Here is a 22,090-nt window from a genome sequence, read left to right on the forward strand (position 1 = left end):
TTTGCGTTATAGTTTTTCCTTAAGCTAAACTCTGCCCACGACCCTAAGAGCCTGCTCCCATGCTGAAGTTCTCGCTTGCTGTTTGTTTGTCACTGACGCTGTTTTCTCTTTCCCATGCCGCGACCTATCATGTATTGCCGGAGGCTACTGGAACCAACGATGGTACAAGCTGGGAAAATGCGTACGGACCATCGCAACTACAATCGACGGTCGATACGCTTAAACCAGGGGATCTGCTGCTGATTGGTAGTGGTACCTACGAAGGCGTCTCGTTGAAAATCTCTTGCCAAGGTGAACCACAAAACCCGATTATAATTCGGGGTCACAACTCTGGGGCAGGGCTACCTGTTTTGAAGAGTAGCTGGACGATTGACGATCCCACGAAGGGAGCAACAGCGATTCAGCTTGGCGAAAAGGTGTCCCATCTTTCAATCAGCCAAGTCCAAATTGATGGTTACAAAATGGGTATCGTTGCCCATCCCTGTAAGACGGTCGAATCACGCAACCACATTTTCTTTCGTGAGATCGATATCCGGAATTGTCGGCATGGATTTTATCTTAGCGACTGCGATGACCTATCGCTCGAAGCGTGTCGCTTAGTTCGCTACAGCAAGCACGGATTTCGCTTTGAACAGGGATGCGATCGTGTCCAGTTAAAGAACTGCGTCGCTGATTGCTCCGAAGCGGATGCCGAGTGGGAAAAGAAGACCGAGCTGTTTCCCTTCGGCTTCAATATTAACAATGGTGGCACGCCCAACACGCAGTTTCATCTGGAAGACTGCACCGCGGCGAACAACATGATGCCCCTGCAAAAGAAGCGGTACAAAAATGGCGATGGCTTCGTCATGGAAGGCAACACACAAGATGTCTCGCTCGTACGTTGTAAAGCGATTCGCAATCAGGATGGCGGATACGATTTGAAGGTCGATGACATTTCGCTGAAGGATTGCATCGGAATTGGCAACGGCCGCCAGGTTCGCATCTGGACGACCGGGACCCTTGAAAATTGCTACTTCGGCTACGGTGGCACCGGCCTCTGGAACAACGGCGGCCCTTTGTCGGTCAATCAGTGTACTTTCTACAAGCTTGGCGTTGCTGCGATGACCGACGACAAAGCGAAACAGAAAATTACGCTGTCGAATTGCGTGATCGCCGATTGCACAAAGACCTACAAGAAGACGGCCAGTGGTGGCGGAGTAATCCTGGACGACACTCTCGTGGAAGAGGCAGACAGCTCTCCTTCTAACGATGCCAAGCCGGCCACACGCCCAGTCCCAGAATGGGATGGTGTTGGATCGCCAACTGCTCCGGAAACAATATCTGGCAAGGGTTATCAGCCGTTACCGTAAGAAATTCATTTGCCACTGGAACGAGACATGTGGCTTAAATTGAATGGTAAGCGGACCTACCGCATCGTCGCGGAACGTTAACGTCATGGAGTCGCGGCCACCTCCAAGAGAAACGGAAAGCCCAAGGACGAAACGGAGCTCTAACTGGGTTCGGAGCTTATCTCCTTCCCACCAATGAAAACGAAAGTCGCCGTAACCTGCTTCGATAAGACAGCGAAGTCGGTCGCGACCACGAGTCGTTTCAAACAGCAAAGTGTTATACGCCCACGGAATATCGTCGTCACTTAGCTTCGGCTCGCATTCAAACAACCCGATCAGTTCCCACTCGTCTGGGAATAAGTCCATTGAATTTGCCTCTCAAGAGGTGCTTAACAAGCTACTGCTTGGAAGACGCTGATGCGGCTTGTTGGTTCACCCCATGCAATACATCGCTAGGCAGCTCGGCGAAGTGGTTCGTTTTTCTCGGTATGCTGATCGTAATTTATGTCCTCAGCTTTCATTGACGCCAAGTATCGCAGTCTACCAAGGCGAATGCTGCCTTGCCAAAATTGGACGAAGAGTTGATACCTCCGTTTGCCAGACATTGGCAACCACTGAAACGCCCATGCTCGCATGCGTTGACGGAGAACCTCCCGTTGGCGTTTCCGTTCTAAACGCGATCGATCGCAAATCAACGATTCTCGCTGGAGCCATTCGCTGCTGTACGCAACCTGGTGGTCGGCCGGTCCCAGGTGATTCGCACGGCATTCGTCTGCACCATACTCTATTAGCTCGGCACCAAGTTCCTGAAAACAGACCTGGTTTACGTGCGAAACGATCGACTTCTCGGCATAGCCAAAACGAATTCCCATCGCTTCCAGCTTTGCACCGATCATCATCTCAGAGAAGTGCCCGAATTCCGACTGAAACCCACCAATGTCGTTCCATATCGATCGTAAGATTAGCGTGCCGCGAATGGCGATCTTGCACTTCATATCGCCAATCCAACTCAGGAAGTCCTCTTCAAAGATACGCTGCTCTCCCTCGGCGATCCGATTCTGATTGATCCCGTCGCTCGCACTACATGCGGCCGGAATATTTTCGCGCTGGACGACTTCATAAATCTGGCGTAGACAATCACGCCGCGGAACGCAGTGCGATTCGGTGACATACAAATAAGTGCCGTACGCGGCCGACGCGGCCAGGTTGTACAGCGCGTTCACATTCAGCCCAGACTGGTGAACCCAACGAACCGTTGGAAATTGATGTGGCAACTCTCCCAAGCTGTAAGAGTCTTCTTCGGCCGTGGCAACAATCACCTCAAACGGCACATCAATCTCTTGTTGTGTGAACCCCGTTAAGCAATCGAGCAAATGCCCCCGATCGTCGGGAAGCGGAATCACCACAGAAATCACTGGGTCGGCAATCATGCCTATTTTCCCCTTAAAAGATGCTACATCCCTGCCACTTAGTGGAAAGGGGGAGAGTAGCAGTCCTAAGCTGTCAAATCAACGCGGATTGCTACAACCCATTTTGCCCATACCCCCAAAAAGCAAAAGCAGTACCGCACCCCCCATAGAAGCGTAGCCTGCGGCAAAGCACACCATAAAACCCGTTCTACAATGCACACTTGGCCTTTAAAAATGAAGCCTTTTTGTATATTATTCCTATGCATTCAAAGCATATCCTCTCGCAATACCCGTTATGAACGCTGTACTGACGAGGGGATCCATGGGCAAGTATCTATCCATTCTCTCCGCATCATTTCCTTCCTAAAACAACGAGAGGGGGTCACGCGTGAAGCGTCGAACTTTCCTCGCGGCCGGGCTTACGCTCCCTTTGGCATGGAGCGGCCTCGCGCCGCGAACAGCCTACTCCGAGTACCTTTCCGAACAGTCTCCCCTGGACTTGTCCGGTGAAGCCTTCGTTCGCGATATGCAGCGACGTTGCTACCAATACTTCTTGGAAGCGGTCGATCCTGAAACGCAACTCGTCGCCGATCGCGCGGCGACTGACGGAAGCTCTTATAGTCGACACGCAAGTAGCGCCGCGTGTGGTTTCGGGCTCGCGGCCCACTCTGTCGCCGCGCAGTACGATTGGATTCCGCGAGACGAAATCAAACAACGCGTGCGAACCATGCTCCATAGCCTGGCTACGCGTGCCGCTCACGAGAACGGATTCGTCTACCACTTTTTCGATACGCAGTCGGGTGAACGCGCCCTGCGTTCGGAAGCATCGACCGTCGACACAGCGCTGATGCTTGCCGGAGCGTTGACTGCGTCAGTGGCATTTCGCGATGACTCCGAGATCGGCAGGCTGGCCAACGAGCTTTACCAGCGTGTCGATTGGACTTGGATGCTCGGCGACAATGGCTGTCTGCACATGGGTTACATGCCGGAAATCGGCAGGTTGCCTCAGCAGTGGGATCACTTCAGCGAACATCTGATTCTGCAGCTTCTTGCCATCGGTGCGCCATCCAACCCAATTCCACCATCGTCGTGGAATGCATGGCGACGTGAACCGATGCTTTCGCTCAACGGCAGCGACTTCCTAAGCTACCCACCGTTGTTCGTGCATCAGTATCCAATGGCGTTCTTCAACTTCCAGAACTTCCGTTCGCCTGGGGGTCGTAACTATTGGCAGAACGCCGTAACGGCTCATAAGGCACACATCGCCTTTTTGACCAGCCTGGCCGAACGTTATCCGCAAAAGCTGGGACATTACGGTGCCGACTTGTGGGGGATCACCAGCAGCGATAGCTCGACCGGCTATCGCGATTGGGGTGGCCCTTACAAAAAGGATCGTATCGAACCTGATCGCGGGATCGACGGAACGCTTGTCCCAAGCGCCGCAGCAGGTGCCTTGGCCGCCGTTCCAGAGCAAGCGCTGCATACGTTGGAGTATCAGAAGCAGCACTTCGGCTCGAAGGTTTACGGACGCTACGGTTTCGTCAATGCATTCAATCCAGCCACCGGTTGGGTCGGTTCAGACGTGATCGGTATCGATACCGGGATCTCGCTGCTGATGGCCGAAAATATGCTCACCGGCAGTGTGTGGGAAATGTTTATGCAGCATCCCGCCGCCACACGAGGTTTGCATCTGGCAGGGTTTACGCCGACCAATTCGACCGTGCTGACGAGCAAGTAGGCGGCAGGCCAATCAGCTATCACCACAAAAAAAGCCACGCTCAATCACTTGAGCGTGGCTTTCTGTTTGGAATGCTGAACAACGTCGTTTATTTCGACGTCAAATCGAAATCAATCTCGTTGTTGCCGGCAGCGACCTCGGCCGTTAACGTCGACTTCGCATGGTATTTCGCCGGCAACAGTTCCGGTCGGGCCTTCACCAATGGGCCGTCTCCTTCACCACCACTTGAACCGCGAGCCGACGTGATTCGCACCACATGTGCGCCAATGGCAGCACCGTTGCGCGAGCCGGTGAACTTCAAGACGTAGTGGCCGCTTGGGTCAGCGATGGCAATCGAAGGACGACCATCCTTCGGCTCGAACGAAACTTCAGCTCCGTCCAGCGGCTTGCCGTCGAGCGTAACAACTCCTTCGACATAACCTAAGTCAGGACCAGCCCCCTTGGAACAACCGACGAGTCCGCATAACGCGATCGTCAGCAATACGGCCAAGGAACGAAACGGAACGGATAACGCATATTTGGATGGCATGAGAAATTCTCTTCAAAGATAGGCAGGAAAGTTGGTAGGGCAGGGGGCTTAAAATTCGCCGATCACCTGACCATCTTGCATATTGCCGAGGTACTCCATGATGGTGTCGGTCTGCCCATCGGTGTCGCTCGGAATAGTCTCCGTTAGAAAGCGAACCGATCCATCGGCGAGCACCGCTTGAGCCCCGCCAGGATGCAGACTGGAAATACCGTGGTTACGATTCACGTTGGTCGACGTGGTCGAACCAATGACGATGTTTGGCGAAAAGATCGACGTGCAAAGCGTACGGAACAACCCTTGATCGTAGTTTGCCGCGTCTGGATGCAACTGATGATCGGGGCCGCTTCCGTTTTTGTCACGCGTGGCGAACATTTCACTCGCGCCGAACCATTCGCCATTAAGCACATAACAGCGTTCGGCAACCATCAGCGTATTGCTTGTACCATCGGTGATGTCTCGCATACGAGTATCGCTGTCGCGATAGAAGATGCCTGTCGCGCCTGTCGTTCCGTTCGCAAAATTGGTGGCCTGATTGGCTCGCACGTACGCCGAGTTATTCACCGCCACGTAGTTCGTTTTCGAAAGCCCCAAGTTCGTGCCCCCGGCATTCTCAATCGCGCACCCGGCACATTTGGAGGTGTTGCTAACATCAGGACCGGTATCGGAAGGGCACCGAAATGCATCGTAACTTCCTTGCATAACGGCCTGGTTGGCGGTCAACGCATCGGAAGCATTCACGCGTCCAACCTGCAGCACGTCCGAAACGTTCCCCAATTCGACGTATGGCAAAATCAACGCCGACCAGGTCCAGTGCCCCTTGTTGTCGGACGTCGAAATATGAATGTAGCCTGAAGGAAACGACTGAAACGTATCGTGATAGTTGTGCATCGCGAGGCCAAGCTGCTTCAAGTTGTTCGAGCATTGCATGCGCCGAGCTGCTTCGCGAGCCTGTTGTACGGCCGGCAGTAGAAGCGCGATCAGCACACCAATAATCGCGATCACAACCAACAGTTCCACCAGGGTAAAACCGCGGTGGCTACGACAAGAAATAGAGGACGTCATTGTGGGGTATCCAGTACGAAAAAAGGATGGATAAGAACGCCAGTGGAATGACTGGCTTTCGGGCTGGCGAGCCGATTCGGAGGGGGTTTAAGGTAGGATGGATCGGCAGTTCGCCATGGAAACGGGGTGTTTCCTATTACTGTTTCGTACGGACAAATTCCCATCTACTATAGAAATCCGACAATTCCACACAAAAAGTGCGCCACCCTACCATTAACGGGATGAAACCGGGCTCACCGGGGAAGAGTATCACGTTAATTGATGGCCCGAAAACACATTGGTCATGGTCACCAGGGACCGATTACCCAGTCGAGCGTGGCCAAAATCATTAGCGCAGTAAATGTCGCAGCGACGGCCAAGCCCCTACCTAAATAAGACTGATTCCGTTTCTTTGAGCCCAACATCCTTCCCATTAGTCCTGCGACGACTCCCAAGACAACCAAAACGAAGAAGCCTCCCAAGATGATGCCATAAAACATCACCGCCCCCATCGCATGCGGAATGAACTGCGGTCCCGTCACAATCCCACCCAAGGGAATCGGGAATCGAAAAAACGTGACCATCAATGCGGCGATCGGAAACGCAGATCCCAGAGCCCAGATGGTACCACCCAGGACGGCCCGGCCAATCGGCAACGAATCCGTTTCAATCGGTTCCGAGCCCTTCTCCTTGGGCGACTGGTAAGGGTTGGTCATCGGAAGCCTCCAGAGGGCTCTCTAAACTTAGCTGCCGTAGATTGTATTCACATCGCCACCAAGCATAGTCAGCATAGGACGCGAAGTCTCGGAAGCTGTGTTCGACGACGCACTCAGGACATTGCTGCCGGAAAGCCCGAAGTTCTTCGTCGGTCAACGGCGTATCTTTAACAATCAAGCGTCGCAGGCTTTTCAGCTCGGCAAAATTCTTTAGCGAGTACTCACTGATACCGATGTTCGCGCAAACTTCAAGTGTTTGCAGCGCGTCCAGCTTCTTGATCTCCAACGACCAGACGTCGTCGTAGCTACCTCCAACGTATTCGAGATGAACAATTCTCCCACGCTCGTCGGTCGTCCAATCCCAGTAATACAGGCCCGTTGAAATCAAGTTTTCCATTACCTGCTGGTCTCTCTCGGCCGGGTCTTCCCGCATCAGCGCGAACACGACGCCACAAAGTGCCGTAAGCGCCAGCAGCGATAACAACCCAAACTGAAATCGGCGGCCAGTTCGCGGCACAGAGGTGTTATGCGTTGAATCAGACGGCATCGCCATCCTTTCGTTAAAACAGCCTGGCCAACATCAGACCGCTTCCAACAAGCAGCGGCAGGAAAAGCAGTTGCTTAATGCCGAATTGAAGGCGTTTCTTGCACGTCAATCGATACGCAAACACGCCCACGGCACTCCACCAGGCGATTGATATCATCACATTGCTTAGAAACACACCCTCGCCAAATCCCTGAGGGTCGTCCCATTCAACATGTGCTGGAAATGAAGCTTTCCAATACCGACCATAAGGCTGTGGCTGCCCGAGGTGACTCTTGACATTTGTTAGTGAGAACTCGAAGTCAGGATCGTAGGTGAAGAATTCCACATTGAATCGACAAACGGTGCAGGGCCAACCAATCTCTCGGGCCTCGTTCCAGTGCTGGGCACCCCCATAATAATAGCCGAGCTTCGCCTCTCTCGGACGTGCGTTACTCCCAACGGCGACGCACACAACGGCCAGCAAGACAATCCTTCCCCGCGTGATCCATCCTCGATCTTCAAGCGTATCTTTTTCCCTGGTCGGTGTAGCTTGATTCACTTCGACTCCTTGCCCAAATCTTTGACCACCATCCCAGGCAACGGCTCCACGTGAAACATTCGGTCGTTCCATTCGACATCAGTCTCGTACGTTTTTATACGACACGAGTCGATGCCGGTCACACGCTGCTCGTTGGGTCGGCCGGTGTCGAAGGTGACCAACTTCCACTGCTTGGGTAAGGGATGGCCTTGCTTATCGGTTGCATATTCGACGGTTAACCGTGACGTCTCGTTTCCTTGCCAATATCTCGAGCGTCGAACCGGAAGCCAGGCGTTTTCCTCACTTAGCCAATACTTTTCATATCGGCCGACCTGATCCGAATTCGCATACCGAACGACATGTACACGTTCCCCGTCGAGTAACTGTTCTCCTTCATAAACGAACTGTTTAGGCGTTGGCTTCGTGGTGAGCGTTTCTGGCTCAACGTCTTCGATTGGTAGCAATCCGTGAGACCAAAACAGCGGAGTGTCGATCGCACGAATAAATGCCGCGGTGCGTGTTTTGCCCCGCTGGATTAGTTTTCCTGTCGGTCCATTCCGCGAATTGCTGACAGACGACGATTCGTTCAGGGGTGGAAGAAATTGCTGAAACGTGTTGCCATCGTATAGATCAATGAGCCACTCTCGGCGAAACGTTTTCTCCGACAAGTCAAACAGTTCGCGACTAGTTTCTCGTCGAAGCCGCCTCCCCTTGAAGTCGATCTCATACTTTACCGAATGGGCAAACAAATGATCGGCCGCCGGAATTGGATTTCCCTCTAAGTCGCGGCGCGAATGTTTCAGGACAGTGCTTTCGCCTTCCCAATCCAACGCTACCGTCGCGGATCGATTTTGCAGCGTCCGCCAAGAGTCGACCGCTGCTTGCAATATTTCCTGTCCGCGAATCTCTTCCGCCGACTGAGCAAAACTATCCGACGCGAAAGAAAGCAGTATGACCGCCGAAGCGAGTCGAACCATCCGATTCTGTGGCCTGTGAGATCGAACTGCCAAGCTACCCATATGCTTCACCATCCTTAGCTACCAGCGGGGAATATGCCATGAAGTTACCTGGGCGACGGAGGATTGGCTACACGAATGTGGCGAAAACGGTCTCCGCCAGATCTCGCTAGGTGCAGTAAACCTTCGTTCCACACAGCGGGCAGATCGCATGTTTCGCGATACTACGCACCCACGACTCGCATTCCGGACAGCGACCGGTTTGACAGATTGGAACGTCGTCAGCCCACTTAGAATTTTCAGCAGGATCGGGCAGGGCCAGAAATGCCGTATCACGTGGTTCGCCAGGAAACTTGCTCGTGTCCGCTAAAACAAAGTGCCCCTTCTCGCCAGGAAGCTCGGACGTGTCACGATCCGCGACCGCTTCATAGAAGAAATCGACAAACTGCTTGTCGTTCATCTGCGACAACCATGCAATGACCTCGTTTCGATTCACGCTGAACTCCTTTTATCGAGAACCAAACGCCACCATCGCGCCCGCTCCAACATGGGATCTACAAAAGGGAAGGGCACCAGGTCGGGTTCTTGGTATCCCTTCCAAGCCTCAAATGCTTTTTGTCAATTTCCCAGCCACATCGCGCGTTCTTCTTCCGAAGGTGGATCTTTCCAATAGTCCAATATCTCTAGGACAACATAATCTCGCTGAAAATGCCTCCACGATACAAAATTCAACAATAACCAATGCTGGCATTGCCAGAGGAGATTTACGGCAGTCGCTCTGAAAATCGCTTCGCTGAAACATGCGATGGAACACCCCCTTAAGCTTGGAGTTTACGGCGAGAACGTGAAGATCTCGCCCCGCGTGCGGCGACCTCATTTTGTTCTCGCAGATTTAACACAACGCATTTAGATTTCGCTAATCTCCGTATTGCGCAAAACACTCTCGCATACACGTTATTTCCAACCCCCAAAAGAAGAGGGACTGAGCACCCTCTCTGTGTAGATTTGATGAATTGCTTTTAGCTCACGAAAAAAGCAATTGTGCATTCGTTTTCATCCCTCTCTATTGTGCCGCATCGTCTACGGCAGCTGGTCGATGCACAGCGCGGAATTGATTTTGTTTGCCAGTCGTTTCGCAATTACCTAACAGAGAAGAGTCGGATGGTCCTCCAAAATTCATCGAATCCACGGACACGTCACAGCGGTTTTACGCTCGTCGAATTACTGGTCGTTATTGCGATCATCGGTGTCCTTATTAGCCTGCTTCTGCCTGCTGTTCAGCAAGCTCGTGAAGCGGCTCGTCGAATGCAGTGTCAGAACAACCTGAAACAGATCGGGCTGTCGCTGCACAACTATCACGACACATTCAACAGCCTCTGCTCCGGCAACCAAGGAACGATCAATGCCGCTGGCGATCGATACTATGGCTGGGGCTGGACATGGCACGCAGCGATTCTGCCGTACCTGGAACAACGAGCGCTTTACGACGCCATTCAGGGTCCAGACGGATATGGCAACGAATCGGGCGGCACCTCTTCCGGCAAGCCACTGATCGTCCAAGAAACCGTCGTCAACGTGTTCTGGTGTCCTTCCCAGGAAGAAGTCAGCCCAGGCCCACAGAAGTATGGCGATAAAGAACAGCCATCGAACTACAACGGCAACATGGGTACCCGAATCGGCAACGGCGGCGACAACTGCACCGATGGAGCATCGACTCTCGCCGAAATGCAGAACAGCGATTGGGGCTGTATGAACGGCAACGGTATCTTCTACCCGGCCAGCAAGACGCGTTTCGGCGACGTGCGTGACGGTCTCTCGAACACGATCTTCGTTAGCGAAGTGGTCGACACCGGCGGCGAAGCAATGGGCCATTTTAGCGGCGGCTGCGACCGACACGCTATGTTCGCTGGGGGTGCCGACAGCAATCCACCGACGGAAATGACCGAATACCTGATCGCCGCTGAAGGCAACGATCCAATCAACGGTGGTGCCGAAGAAGCAGCTGGTAGCTGGCACACCGGCGGAGCTCACTTCCTGATGGGTGACGGTGCAGTCCGCTTCCTGTCGGAAAACATGGACATGGCAACCTACCAAGGGCTGAGCACGCGTCGCGGTGGCGAAGTCCTCGGCGAGTTCTAAGCCGAATGATTCACCACGGACTAGCCGCTTCGTCCATGACGAAGCGGCTCGGTTCACCAACGGTAATCTCCATATTTTTCACGCTACATTGCGAGTTGAACCATGAAATCGATCCAAGCTGGTCGCTTAGCGATGGCCTTGTCGGTGATTTTTCTGTGCTTGTCCGGCTGTGGTGGTCCCAGCGATCAACCTGACTTAGGCCAAGTGCAAGGAACCGTCACATTCGACGGAAAACCACTCAGCGGCGTTGTCGTTGTCTTTCAACCAGACGTCGGACGACCTGCCCACGGCCGTACAGACTCCGAAGGCAAGTACGACCTGACTTACATTCGTACCACGCGCGGGACAAAAATCGGCCACAACCGCGTCGAAATCGCCCCAAGCGAAGAAGACGACGATCCAGCCGAAGAGCTTGTCGACCCCGACACCGTCAAACCCAAACGTCAACGCAAGTCGGGCAAGCCAAAAATTCCCGCTCGCTACAACCGTAAGAGCGAACTGGAAGCCGACGTGAAGCCAGGCGAAAACACTTTCGACTTTGAACTAACGTCGTAGACTAAGTACGCCCTCCCCATCGACGCCTGTGGCAAGCATCTCGCAAGCAACCCGCCACCGGCGTCTCGCGGCCTCCGCGAACTTCTCTATCGCGCCAAGCTGATTCCATGCGGCTTGGCGAACGCTGCTTGAGTTCTGACAGGAAGGCCGATAACGCTAAAGATCGTGGCCACCTATTATCTCCAATCTTGTGCCACCGAAGGTAGATTCCCAGCACATCCGACGCATCACTAGACGGCCGGTCACAATACTCTCGCTTTAGCCCGGTCTTACGAAGTCGCTTCTCCTCCACGCTCTCGTCCCACTTGAGACATATCAGCATTTGAACGGAAGGCCCATGATTGCCCCCGAGGAGGCTGGTACGAACATCTCTTGTCACTGGCTGTATTTTTTTGCTACAGTCGCCCGGGGCGACTTCGACAATGCATGCCGTGGTATGCACATTGACTTGGCAAGAGAATCGGTTGTGAGATGGATTTTGGCAAATCGGCACTCCTTATTGCCCATCCAGCCCATGAATTGCTGCTGTATGGATGGATGGCGGAGGCCAAGCCAACCGTTTACTGCTTGACTACGGGCGCTGCCTACGGCAAAGCGGCTAGAATCCAACGCACCGAAAAAGTTATCGAGCAAACTCAATCTTCCCTCGGCAAAATCTTCGGTCGCTACAACGATCAGGCCCTCTACGCTTTGCTCCTGGAAAACAAAACGGCTCCCCTGATCGATCTCACTTGGGAACTTGCCGATACGTTGGTTGAAACCAAAGTGGAAACCGTCGTAGGTGATGCCGCGGAAGGGGAAATACTCGTTCACGATGTGTGGCGTGCCATCATCGACAATGCAGTCCGACTCGCTTCCGGCTACTACCATCACACATTGCAAAACCTTGAATTCGCCATCGAAACGATGCCCAGCAACGTGCGTGATTCGCGTGATATGGTGCTCAGCCTAAACAACGAACGCATCGTGCAAAAAGAAAATGCGATTGGCAGCTACATCGAGATTCAACCGGAAGTAGACCGTCTCCTTGATCGCTTCGGGTCCAATTTAATTCGCCAAGAGGTCGTGCGTTCGTCATCCTCGGCCAGCCAATGGCTCGTCCGCCAAGACAAACCGCCCCGGTACGAAAAGCTCGCACAGCGTCACGTTCAGCAAGGCCGATATCAAGTCGCGATGTCCTTTAACCAACATGTCTATCCGTTGCTGCAAGCTCTGGAGTCCGAATGTCAAATTGCAAGCCGCCCCTAGCACAAAGGGTCTTGATCACAAACTATATTCTTGATCAAGGCTCAGGTACTGAAGCATACATTCGCGACTTAGCCATCAGCTTGATAGAGCTTGATCGACTTCCTATCGTGTATACGCCTCGTCTCGGCAAATTCGGCCGAAGCATGATCTATGATGGCATTCCGGTCATCGATGACCTGTCTAAGCTGCCGGTCGTACCTGACGTTATCCATGGCCATCACTGGCTTGAAACAGCTGCGGCGGCTGCGCGTTTCCCCCACGTTCCAACAATATTCTTTTGCCATGATGCTGAGGCCTGGCACGATACAACCCTCACGCTTCCGAACGTTGTTCATTACGTCGGCGTCGATCAAGCTTGCTACGATCGGATTGTGATCGAGGGTGGCATTTCACCAGATAAAGTCTCGCTGATCGTCAACGGAGTAAAACTGGAAAAGTTCCCCGTTAAGACACACTTTGCCGAGACACCGCGGTCCGTTTTATGCTTTGGAAACGGCTTCAACCAGCATCATCTCGATATCGTCCGTAACGCCGCGCCGAACATGCATGTCGAAGGACTTGGCGTCAGTTTAAACCGCTTCACTTCCGATCCCGGACGCATTCTGCCTCACTTCGACATCGTACTTGCCCGCGGAAGATGTGCTCGCGAAGCGATCGCCTGCGGTGCCGCGACGATTGCTACGAGCGTTCACGGAATTGCCGCATTGGTAACGCCGGACAACTACGATTTTCAGCAAAGAAACAACTTCGGGCGACGCATCCTGACCAAGGCGTTTACTGTCGAGAATATCCGCCAAGAAATCGAGCGTTACGACGCCGCCGCCATAAGCGAGGTCACCTCGCGGCACCGCCGTGAGAATTCTCTCGAAAACATCGTGCAGCAGCTAACCGACTTGTACGACCGAGAGAAATCCAGGTTTTCCGAATCCGCCCAACCAACGTTCGATTCCTCCGTTGCCGTCTCGCAGCTCCTCCAATGGGCATCGCTTCGCGCCAACGTCGTTCACCAAATCACTCCTCCCGAACAAGCCCCAGTTCCACTCCCAAGCGCCCCTCCCGAGGAACCACAATCTTCGGAAGAACCAGAAAGCCCAACGGTTCCGGTTCCCAAGCCCAAGCGATCCGTCCCTGTGCGAATCGCTCGCGAATGCAAACGAGTCATCCGCCGAACCCTAAACGCCGCCTCCGGATCGCTGACACCTAACGGGCCACCAGCGCAGCAGTCCGAGTAAACGAACCACACCCCATCGTTTCGCCACCCTCCGCCAGGTCGTAGCTTCCTTCGCCACCAAAGCCGATCGAGCAGAAGTCGCCGAGGTGAGATCTACAAAAGACTCGCCAGCCGCACATTCTTTGTTTCAATAGTTGGTCAATTGACTCACTACTTGCCAATTGGGATCTTTAACGATGAAATTTCCATCCTCGTCTCTCCATCTCATGACAATCTCCAGATCCTGATTGCTTCCTTTTCCACCTTCTTGAAAGTCCGCACCGAGACTTCGAATAGACAGCGTCCCATCTGAAAAAACCTGATACAGAAGCGGCTTTCCCCAACCATCATCAGTAGAATCCAAATACCCGTGCCGCGTCGGCAACTCCTCGAGGGAATCAGGCAATCGATTTTCTGCTTTGGCAAACAAATGAATCCGATGTTTGCACGCGGTGATATTCGTTATCGTTAGGTCTCGTGGTGATACTCTTGTCTCTACCTCGCACCCAACAAGAGCCATCGCAATCACGGCGCAGAAGCATAGGTAACGCATCTCAACGCCTTTAGGAGAAGCCTGATGGGACGTTTCGAGTGGGCGACTTTGCCATGCCAGCAAATCTACAGCGTGCTCCCTGCCGACAGCCTTCGTCGCTGTCCATATACCTATTGCCATTCCGCAATAAACTGCCGTGCAAACGATTCAAAAACAACCAAGGATTTTTCCTTTTTGCTTTTGGCCAACTTTTCAATCGCAAACGCCCATCCAGCCGCGGTTGATTCACCCGTTGCTGCATGCAACCACTCCGCAAACCGAAAATGAAAACCATTCATGTGCGGGATGGCTCCTAGTTGCTCAAAAGCTTCTTGGTGCCCATAGAGAATGCATTCAAGATCCTTCAGCGACTTAAAATACATGCTCGGCTTTTCGATTGCTCGCTGAATCAGATCATTGCAAAAGTACTTGTAATCCGACTCCGAAATGGATGCCATCAGATTATCCCCATGGTTGTTTGCACCCGGTGATAGAATGCCGATTGGGCTTCGTCATTGCACCGTAAGCATGACTAGGTCTAACAACGAATTCATGAGTGAATCGAGTCCCGTAGGGTCCGCTGTGCGGACGCCGCCTACGTCGTCACCACCCCAAACGCTTCCCATCAAGGATTCGGCCCTGAACCATTCCGGCAAAATTGCAATCCACTTCCAACCAGGTCCCGCGTCCGCACAGCGGACCCTACGTTACACCGGAGGTCTAAATCGTTCTTTGACAAGTGTTTCAAATTTTTGAGCAGTGCTTACAAGCTCCTTTGACGCGTTAATGTCCAGGCTAACACTAGCCAAAAATTCATGTAATCTAGAACCGCCCTCACGCTTTACTAGATATACGTGAATTTTCCCTTCGCTGCCTTGAATCCAACAATCTAAAGTTCTTTCATTACTATTTTTGGAGGCTAAATCCAAACCAGGAATTCTTATCTTTGCGGCCTTATCGACCGGCGAAATCTGCGAGCGCCATCGCGACTCCATTCCACATTCTTCAACGGTTTTCAATAACATTTCAATTTCCTGGTCAGCTAAAATAAACCCAAGCATCATGACTCTATTCTCGCCTACCGTGAAACGTGGAAACATCTACAAATATATGCGTTGATTGCCGATGTTGCCGCAGGGCCGCATTCAACGGACAGGATGTGTCAAAAGAGAATGGGCAGGCGTATCGGTTAAGTCCTGTAGGCTCAGATGTGCGGACGCCGCCTAGGTCGTCACCACCCCAAACGCTTCTCATCAAGGATTCAGCCCTGAACCATTCCGGCAAAATTGCAATCCACTTCCAACCAGGTCCCGTAGTCGCACAGCGGACCCGACGTTACTTGCTGGGGGGGGTAGGCGATTTAATTCTCGTTGCGTCCTCATTTCAACAACTGCAAGCGACTCCGCAACAGTTCTCAATATTTATACGCTGTGTCTCATTTTCCTTTGAAGGAAAACTAAGAAAATGTGTTTTGTTGAGATTATTGCCATTTAGGCAGCGAATATTTACATGCCTACGAACGAGTTTGTCTCCATCCATTTGCTTTCCATAGGGTCAAAGGTTGCTAACTATGAAGTCGCTTCTGAATTCTGCAAGGCCTAAAACGCGAGACAATTTCGGGTTTACGCTCGTCGAGTTGCTCGTCGTTATTGCCATTATTGGGGTGCTTATCGCCCTACTTTTGCCTGCTGTACAACAAGCCCGTGAAGCGGCTCGACGGATGCAATGCACCAACCACATAAAACAGCTAGGACTCGCCGTCCACAATTACCACGACACTTTTGGCAAGCTTCCGTATAACGCTTCTCCCAAAATTCCTGCCACTGGCACCACGATATACCGAGGCGCTTCATGGTTCGTTCGCTTGTTCCCATTTATCGAGCAGTCGGCCGCTTACAACCAGCTGGAATTCTCGAATGACTGGACACACCAGGACATCCCCAATCCAAACACGGATGTATTAAGTGGACTAGTCGTGGACGGCCTCCACTGTCCCTCAAGCCCTTTACCTGAAACAGCAACATGGGATAAGCATGGCATTGCCTATGTTGCGCAACGCGCTAGTTACGTCGGGATTAAAGGTTCAAGCATTCAAGGCGGAACAACTAGTGTAGCGTCAACAGCTCCTAATCGTAACATGTACGGACAAGCCTACTATAACGGAGTAATCACCGACATCGACCCAGATAATAGCGCTACAACCATTAGGTTTGCTTCGATCATCGATGGGACGAGCAACACAATGTTCGTAAGTGAACAGTCAGACTATCAGTATGACGGAATTGATAAATTTGACTGCACCTCATCTGGGTATTGGGGTGGTGCATGGGCTGCCGGTGGCTCGAACAGCTGGAGCCATAATGTGACTGTTCTTCGTTACCCAATCGGCGCTTACAAAGGGAATGGAAACAGTGCGGCCTACCACTCCAATGTTGCCTTAACTTCTGCACACCCTGGAGGCGTGATGGGAGGCTTGGCAGATGGCTCGGTGCGTTTCATTTCTGAAACAATTAACTTTGCCACGCTTACTGCGTTATGCGACCGCGAAGATGGGGCTGTTGTCGGTGAATACTAGAGTCGTGCTAACTGCATGACCGATCAGTGGGCAGCAGATGTTGTGGCCCAATGGACATCCTCACAATACCCAATTGGCTTGCTTTCACTTACTTAGGAAGGCTTGTTTCTTACACGAGGAACTCATGTACCAATTATCGCGGATTTTGTTCTTACTATTTTTCTCGCTTTCGTTGCTGGGTTGTAGCTCCAATCAATATGACATGAACTTTGTCGAAGGAGTTGTGACCATGGATGGCAGTCCCTTGCCCAATGCTCGGGTCACGTTTACACCGAAAGATGGCCGACCATCCTATGGCATAACAGATGATAGTGGCCACTACGAGCTACGTTATATTCGTGACATCATGGGCGCTGAAGCTGGACAACATACAGTCTCTATCACGACCGAGCATAAAGCTCCGCCTGTTACTGCTCCTCCCGTCGAACAGCCACCAGAGAAGATCCCTCCACGCTACAATCGCGGCACAACTCTAAGTGCAAGCGTCCAGAAAGGCGAGAATCAGTTTAATTTCGACCTTGAATCGACGAAGCGTTAGCTTGAGTAGATTGCAATGGTATTTAGATACCGTAGACATAGAAATCCAAAGGAATTTGGCCAGCGACAACCTCGCTGGCCAAATTCGTAGGAACAGTGCTTATCTAGCAATCAAATCACATGGATGTGCCACTGGCCTCTCGCCAGTGCGAAGTGCGAGAACGCGATCACTTACTCACCCAAATCGAAACAAGAGATTGAGTTCTCCTGAGCCAAGCATTTCCTAATAACCAATCGCTACGCCGCTTGGGCTAGTTTGGCGGCTTCTTTTCGTTTGGCTTCTTTTTCTCGGCGCTTTGCGGGGCGGTCGTCTTTCCAGCGGTTGTGGACCCACCAGTATTGTTCCGGGTCGCGGCGAACGACGCGCTCGAGCATTTCGTTATACCACTGCGTTACCTCTTTCACCCCTTTGGGTTCGTCACACTCGGCAGGGTCGTAGATTCCTTCGACGCCGAACTCGAACTGCAGAGGGCCGCCGGTGCGACGCATATAGAGGAACACCAACGGCGCGCCGCTGGTCATCGAGAACACGCTGATTGCTTTGTGGTACGAAGCAGGCCGATTGAGAAACTCGACCCAGCACCCTTTCGGTCCGGCATTTTGATCGCACAGCAGCGCCAACGTGCCGTTCTGTTTCAGCACCTCTTCAATGTACGGAGCACTTCCTTGCTTCGGCAGAATGATCTGCCCGGTAGCGCTGCGGAACTCTTCCAGATACTTATGCAGAAAAGGATTGTCCAGCGGCCGGGCCACCGTGTACGTCGGGAAGCCGAGCATCCCCGTGCAATAGCCCATCACTTCAAAGTTGCCGAAGTGTCCGAGCAGCACCACCACCGGACGGCGGCCGAGGGCCTGCTCGATCTGGATGTGAATGTTCTTCATTGTGATGAACTTGTGCCAGTTGGTGTCGTGCAGCTTTCGCGGCGCGTGGGCGATTTCGCACACCATCAGACAAAGGTGATACCAACTTCGGCGAGCCAGCTTGTGGCGTTCTTGCGGCGAGAGTTCAGGAAACGCATGCTTCAAGTTCGAGTCGAGCAGCTTGCCGCGGATCTTGAAAATGTCGTTGGCGAGCCAGGCCAGGAATTTCGAGATCTGAGCACAGACCGAGAGAGGCGTGGCTTGCACCGCACAGATAAATAGACGAACGGTCACATAGACCAGATAATCAACAACAAGCTTGGGCCTCATTTCGCCTCCCTGCGATGCGTGGCCGATGGGTCAAAGGGTCGGTCGCTATTGTGAAAAAAAGCCCGAACTCAGGGAAGAGCAATCACCCCAACTTCCCGTGCCAAAAGAGAGCAACCTGGCAACTTGCACAAGAAGAACCACCCAGAACAGCAGCTCATTTCCGCTTGTACGTCATATTTTAAACACTTATTGTACAAGTGTACAACATTTATTCGCGAACCATTGACGGGCTATGCGGCGAATCGGGGTAAACAGGCTCAATTTGCCCAACTCGCATTTTGGGCGTTTTCTACCCAATTGGGGACTCGCCAATTGGCAGAGAATATTCGCCGCGGACCTCGAGCTGGCGAACCCCTTCGTAGGCGATCACAGCCGCCGTCGACGCAAGATTCAGGCTCCGAACGTCGGTCCGCATTGGAACAGATATGGCATTCTTTTCGTTCGCCTCAACGAGTTCGCGGGGAAGCCCTTTCGACTCGCAGCCGAAGACCATAACGTCTCCTTTTTCGAACGTTACGGTGCTGTAGCTACGCTTGGCGGTTTTCGTTAAATACCATTTTCGATTGGACTTAAGTCGCTCTTCAACGGCTTGCCAGTTGGGGACGACCTCCCAGTTGAGATGTTGCCAATAGTCCATTCCGGCCCGACGTAGGGTGGCGTCATCGACCTGAAAGCCGAGCGGCTCGACAAGCCATAGTTTGATGCCTGTTGCGACACACGTGCGACCAATGTTGCCGGTGTTCGGAGGGATCTCGGGCGCAAATAGAACGATATGAAAGACAGGATCGTACATCGAATTTTTCCGGGTAGCTTCGCCAAATCGCTTTTCGGGCAACACGCTTACGGCTAGGATAAGCCGAACCGGTGCATTATAACCGATTTTTGTACGCGACTTACGTCTCGACGCCTAGCCCTATCCCTTTTCCCTGTAAGAGTTTCGCACGATCATGAGTGACGCACGTATCGAGCAGTATACCAAGGCCCTCCAGTTCGCCGAAAAGCAGGTAGCCGCCACGGTTAACCAACATCCGGACTATTTTCCGATCTACACCGAGGGTGGTAAGTGGCGTCATGACAAGGAGTTATGGACGGATTGGTGTGCCGGTTTCTTCGCCGGCATGATGTGGCAATTCTACCTCCGCACCGACGACCCGACCTGGCGAGAGCGTGCAGAACATTACTCAAAACTATTGGAACATCGCCAACACGATCGCGATGTTCACGACCTTGGGTTTATCTTCCTAAGCACCTATTTGCCTTGGTATAAGTTGACTAAGAATAAGCACTTAAACGACGTACTCGTCCAAGCCGGCCAAACGCTGGCGATGCGATTTAAAGAGAACGGACAGTACCTCAGAAGCTTTGTGTCTGATGACTCACTTTTCATCGACATTATGATGAACGTTCCCATCATCTTTTACGCCGCTCTGGAGACGGGCGACGAAGAGCTGATGCGTCGTGCTGTGAACCATTGCCAAACGACCCGCGACACGATCGTACGCGAAAACGGCTCGACGGCCCATGAAGGAATGTTCGACCTGGAGAGCGGTGAATTCCTTAAACAAACTACCCATCAGGGTTTACGCGGCGACAGCAGCTGGGCCCGCGGTTTGGCTTGGTCGCTTTATGGTTACTCGAAGTGCTACGAACTGACGAAGGACCAGCAGTATCTTGACGTGGCGATGAGAAACGCGGACTTCTGGATCGCTAATCTTCCGGAAGATAACGTGCCATTCTGGGACTTCGATGCCGACTTGAGCCAACCGGCACCTTGGGGAGCTCAGAAAGAGACCTCGGCCGGAGCAATCGCCGCATCCGGTCTGCTGGATCTAAGCAAGCAAACTCAAGATCCAGCCAAGGCCGCTCAGTACAAAGAAACTGCCCTGGCGATGTTAGACGTACTGGTTCAGCCTGAATACCTTGCGATCAACGACGAGGGCTGGGAAGGGATCTTAAAGCACGGCGTCTACCACACCGAGAAGGATCTGGGCGTGGACGAGTCGGTAATGTTTGGCGAATACTTCTTCGTCGAAGCCCTAACCAAAGTCGTACTAGACGTTTACCCGATCGACTACGAACTAAACAAGTCGTAGCCAAATCGTGATGTTGTCAAATTCACCGCGGTTGGAGACAATACAGCAAAAGTCTTTCAACCGCGGGAGTTTACAACTTGGATATCGTTCGCAATCCAACACGCAGCGTGGCTGTCGGCAGCGTGACAATCGGCTCGGGCCATCCGATCGCCGTTCAAAGCATGACGGCCACGAAAACGCAGGATATCGACGCCACGGTCGCCCAGGTGACCGATCTCGAAAACGCTGGCGCGGACGTTATTCGTATTGCTGTTGACAGCAAGAAAGACGCCGAAGCACTCGCGGAAATTCGCCGGCAAACGACTGGTAACCTTTCGGTAGATCTGCAGGAAAACTACCGTCTTGCCGAACTTGTTGCGCCACATGTCAACAAGATTCGCTATAACCCTGGACACCTTTACCACCACGAACGCGAAAAGCCGTGGCAAGAGAAGGTGGAGTACATTATCGGCGTCGCTAAAGACAATGACTGTGCCGTGCGTATCGGGGTAAACTGCGGCAGCGTCGATCCCGCGAAGCTGGCGTTGTACGAGAAAGACGATTCCATCACGCCGATGCTGGAAAGTGCATGGGAACATTGCGAACTAGTCGATAGCCTCGGTTTTCACCGCTTCTGCGTTTCGCTGAAAGATAGCGACCCGCAGAAGGTGATCGAAGTGAATCGCCGTTTTGCTGAAAAACGCCCCGACGTTCCGCTGCATCTAGGTGTTACGGAAGCAGGTATGCCCCCGGAAGGAATCATCAAAACCAGGATCGCGTTTGAACAACTGATCGGCTCTGGAATTGGCGATACGATCCGTGTTTCCCTGACGGTTCCCAACTCTCGAAAGGGTGAGGAAATCGAAGCGGGCCGCAAAATTCTCGACGACATTAAAGCAGGCCGCGTGCGAACCGTCGTCGATTACGGCCTCCAAACGCTCAACATTATTAGCTGCCCGAGTTGCTCACGCGTTGAAAACGAAGCTTTCGTCGATCTCGCTGCTAAAGTTAAAGAACTGACGGAGTATGCGAAGGACCATAAAATTACGATCGCCGTCATGGGCTGTCGAGTGAATGGCCCTGGCGAGACAGATGATGCGGATCTCGGTCTATGGTGTGGCCCCAAATTCGTGAATCTCAAACGAGGCAGCGAACCGGTCGGGGCCTTTGGATACGATGAAGTCTTAGACCGACTTAAGGAAGAGTTGGATCAGCTGATTTCGGCTCAAACCGCAAGCTGATCTGCAAAC

General features: G+C 52.6%; 24 protein-coding genes. 10 read left to right on the forward strand and 14 right to left on the reverse strand.

The features are described 5' to 3' along the window. Positions 1-59: 59 nt before the first annotated feature. Positions 60-1,349 carry a right-handed parallel beta-helix repeat-containing protein gene (locus LA756_RS05235; RefSeq protein ID WP_224438824.1) on the forward strand — a complete coding sequence of 430 codons (1,290 nt, stop codon included), beginning with the start codon at positions 60-62 and terminating at the stop codon, positions 1,347-1,349. Here LA756_RS05235 and LA756_RS05240 read toward each other — a convergent pair. Together LA756_RS05240 and LA756_RS05245 are read right to left on the reverse strand one after the other, a co-directional pair. Further along, complete coding sequence (locus LA756_RS05240) at positions 1,341-1,694, reverse strand: hypothetical protein (RefSeq protein WP_224438825.1); 354 nt, start codon at positions 1,692-1,694, stop codon at positions 1,341-1,343. The genes LA756_RS05235 and LA756_RS05240 overlap by 9 nt on opposite strands. Positions 1,695-1,780: 86 nt before the next feature. Then, on the reverse strand, positions 1,781-2,758 hold the full coding sequence (locus LA756_RS05245) for a glycosyltransferase family 2 protein (protein WP_224438826.1): 978 nt from the start codon (positions 2,756-2,758) through the stop codon (positions 1,781-1,783). A 505-nt stretch (positions 2,759-3,263) separates the two neighbouring features. Between LA756_RS05245 and LA756_RS05250 the strand changes: the two genes are divergently transcribed. Continuing rightward, positions 3,264-4,475, forward strand: a complete 1,212-nt coding sequence (locus LA756_RS05250) for a glucoamylase family protein (RefSeq protein WP_224440358.1) — start codon at positions 3,264-3,266, stop codon at positions 4,473-4,475. 88 nt (positions 4,476-4,563) lie between these two features. Here LA756_RS05250 and LA756_RS05255 read toward each other — a convergent pair whose 3' ends face one another. The 7 genes from LA756_RS05255 to LA756_RS05285 all read right to left on the reverse strand — a co-directional run bounded on the left by LA756_RS05255 (position 4,564) and on the right by LA756_RS05285 (position 9,277). Continuing rightward, a complete protein-coding gene (locus LA756_RS05255) occupies positions 4,564-5,004 on the reverse strand; it encodes a carboxypeptidase regulatory-like domain-containing protein (RefSeq protein WP_224438827.1) in 441 nt (146 codons plus the stop codon). A gap of 48 nt (positions 5,005-5,052) precedes the next feature. Beyond that, a complete protein-coding gene (locus LA756_RS05260; protein WP_224438828.1) occupies positions 5,053-6,066 on the reverse strand; it encodes a DUF1559 domain-containing protein in 1,014 nt (337 codons plus the stop codon). 287 nt (positions 6,067-6,353) lie between these two features. Further along, a complete protein-coding gene (locus LA756_RS05265) occupies positions 6,354-6,761 on the reverse strand; it encodes a hypothetical protein (protein WP_224438829.1) in 408 nt (135 codons plus the stop codon). Further along, complete coding sequence (locus tag LA756_RS05270) at positions 6,712-7,308, reverse strand: hypothetical protein (protein WP_224438830.1); 597 nt, start codon at positions 7,306-7,308, stop codon at positions 6,712-6,714. Before LA756_RS05270 ends, LA756_RS05265 begins: the two co-directional genes overlap by 50 nt. Positions 7,309-7,321: 13 nt before the next feature. Beyond that, positions 7,322-7,846, reverse strand: coding sequence for a hypothetical protein (locus LA756_RS05275; protein WP_224438831.1), 525 nt, complete (start codon positions 7,844-7,846; stop codon positions 7,322-7,324). Then, the gene (locus LA756_RS05280) at positions 7,843-8,802 is read right to left on the reverse strand and encodes a hypothetical protein (protein ID WP_224438832.1); all 960 of its coding nucleotides are present in this window, start codon (positions 8,800-8,802) and stop codon (positions 7,843-7,845) included. The genes LA756_RS05275 and LA756_RS05280 overlap by 4 nt, the downstream gene beginning before the upstream one ends. A 148-nt stretch (positions 8,803-8,950) precedes the next feature. Next, positions 8,951-9,277: a hypothetical protein gene (locus LA756_RS05285; RefSeq protein ID WP_224438833.1), complete on the reverse strand. Its 327-nt coding sequence runs from the start codon at positions 9,275-9,277 to the stop codon at positions 8,951-8,953. Positions 9,278-9,942: 665 nt separating this feature from the next. Here LA756_RS05285 and LA756_RS05290 point away from each other — a divergent pair. The 4 genes from LA756_RS05290 to LA756_RS05305 all read left to right on the forward strand — a co-directional run bounded on the left by LA756_RS05290 (position 9,943) and on the right by LA756_RS05305 (position 13,955). Next, positions 9,943-10,920, forward strand: a complete 978-nt coding sequence (locus LA756_RS05290) for a DUF1559 domain-containing protein (RefSeq protein ID WP_224438834.1) — start codon at positions 9,943-9,945, stop codon at positions 10,918-10,920. Positions 10,921-11,022: 102 nt separating this feature from the next. Then, positions 11,023-11,475 (forward strand): Ig-like domain-containing protein, encoded by a 453-nt coding sequence (locus tag LA756_RS05295; RefSeq protein ID WP_224438835.1) that lies wholly within the window; start codon positions 11,023-11,025, stop codon positions 11,473-11,475. A gap of 471 nt (positions 11,476-11,946) precedes the next feature. Further along, positions 11,947-12,723: a hypothetical protein gene (locus tag LA756_RS05300; protein WP_224438836.1), complete on the forward strand. Its 777-nt coding sequence runs from the start codon at positions 11,947-11,949 to the stop codon at positions 12,721-12,723. An 11-nt stretch (positions 12,724-12,734) separates the two neighbouring features. Next, positions 12,735-13,955 carry a glycosyltransferase gene (locus LA756_RS05305; protein WP_224438837.1) on the forward strand — a complete coding sequence of 407 codons (1,221 nt, stop codon included), beginning with the start codon at positions 12,735-12,737 and terminating at the stop codon, positions 13,953-13,955. Between the two features lie 126 nt (positions 13,956-14,081). On the opposite strand, the gene LA756_RS27310 is transcribed toward LA756_RS05305, so the two are convergent. The 3 genes from LA756_RS27310 to LA756_RS05320 form a co-directional block, all read right to left on the reverse strand. After that, positions 14,082-14,606, reverse strand: coding sequence for a type II secretion system protein GspG (locus tag LA756_RS27310; protein ID WP_369123640.1), 525 nt, complete (start codon positions 14,604-14,606; stop codon positions 14,082-14,084). Beyond that, entirely contained in the window at positions 14,597-14,923 is a 327-nt protein-coding gene (locus LA756_RS05315) for a hypothetical protein (protein ID WP_224438838.1), read from the reverse strand. The genes LA756_RS27310 and LA756_RS05315 overlap by 10 nt, the downstream gene beginning before the upstream one ends. Positions 14,924-15,172: 249 nt before the next feature. Beyond that, a complete protein-coding gene (locus LA756_RS05320; RefSeq protein WP_224438839.1) occupies positions 15,173-15,529 on the reverse strand; it encodes a hypothetical protein in 357 nt (118 codons plus the stop codon). A 506-nt stretch (positions 15,530-16,035) separates the two neighbouring features. On the opposite strand from LA756_RS05320, the gene LA756_RS05325 reads away from it, so the two are divergent. Both LA756_RS05325 and LA756_RS05330 read left to right on the forward strand, forming a co-directional pair. Further along, on the forward strand, positions 16,036-17,040 hold the full coding sequence (locus LA756_RS05325) for a DUF1559 domain-containing protein (protein ID WP_224438840.1): 1,005 nt from the start codon (positions 16,036-16,038) through the stop codon (positions 17,038-17,040). A gap of 124 nt (positions 17,041-17,164) precedes the next feature. After that, positions 17,165-17,578, forward strand: a complete 414-nt coding sequence (locus tag LA756_RS05330; protein WP_224438841.1) for a carboxypeptidase-like regulatory domain-containing protein — start codon at positions 17,165-17,167, stop codon at positions 17,576-17,578. Between the two features lie 236 nt (positions 17,579-17,814). On the opposite strand, the gene LA756_RS05335 is transcribed toward LA756_RS05330, so the two are convergent. Continuing rightward, positions 17,815-18,768: a lysophospholipid acyltransferase family protein gene (locus LA756_RS05335; protein ID WP_224438842.1), complete on the reverse strand. Its 954-nt coding sequence runs from the start codon at positions 18,766-18,768 to the stop codon at positions 17,815-17,817. A gap of 289 nt (positions 18,769-19,057) precedes the next feature. Next, the gene (locus LA756_RS05340) at positions 19,058-19,561 is read right to left on the reverse strand and encodes a tRNA (cytidine(34)-2'-O)-methyltransferase (protein WP_224438843.1); all 504 of its coding nucleotides are present in this window, start codon (positions 19,559-19,561) and stop codon (positions 19,058-19,060) included. A gap of 154 nt (positions 19,562-19,715) precedes the next feature. Here LA756_RS05340 and LA756_RS05345 point away from each other — a divergent pair, with 154 nt between their 5' ends. Both LA756_RS05345 and ispG read left to right on the forward strand, forming a co-directional pair. After that, on the forward strand, positions 19,716-20,861 hold the full coding sequence (locus LA756_RS05345; RefSeq protein WP_224438844.1) for a glycoside hydrolase family 88 protein: 1,146 nt from the start codon (positions 19,716-19,718) through the stop codon (positions 20,859-20,861). Positions 20,862-20,938: 77 nt separating this feature from the next. Then, on the forward strand, positions 20,939-22,081 hold the full coding sequence (ispG, locus tag LA756_RS05350) for a (E)-4-hydroxy-3-methylbut-2-enyl-diphosphate synthase (protein ID WP_224438845.1): 1,143 nt from the start codon (positions 20,939-20,941) through the stop codon (positions 22,079-22,081). Positions 22,082-22,090: the final 9 nt, after the last annotated feature.

Source organism: Bremerella sp. TYQ1 (assembly GCF_020150455.1).
Classification (GTDB): Bacteria; Planctomycetota; Planctomycetia; order Pirellulales; family Pirellulaceae; genus Bremerella; species Bremerella volcania_A.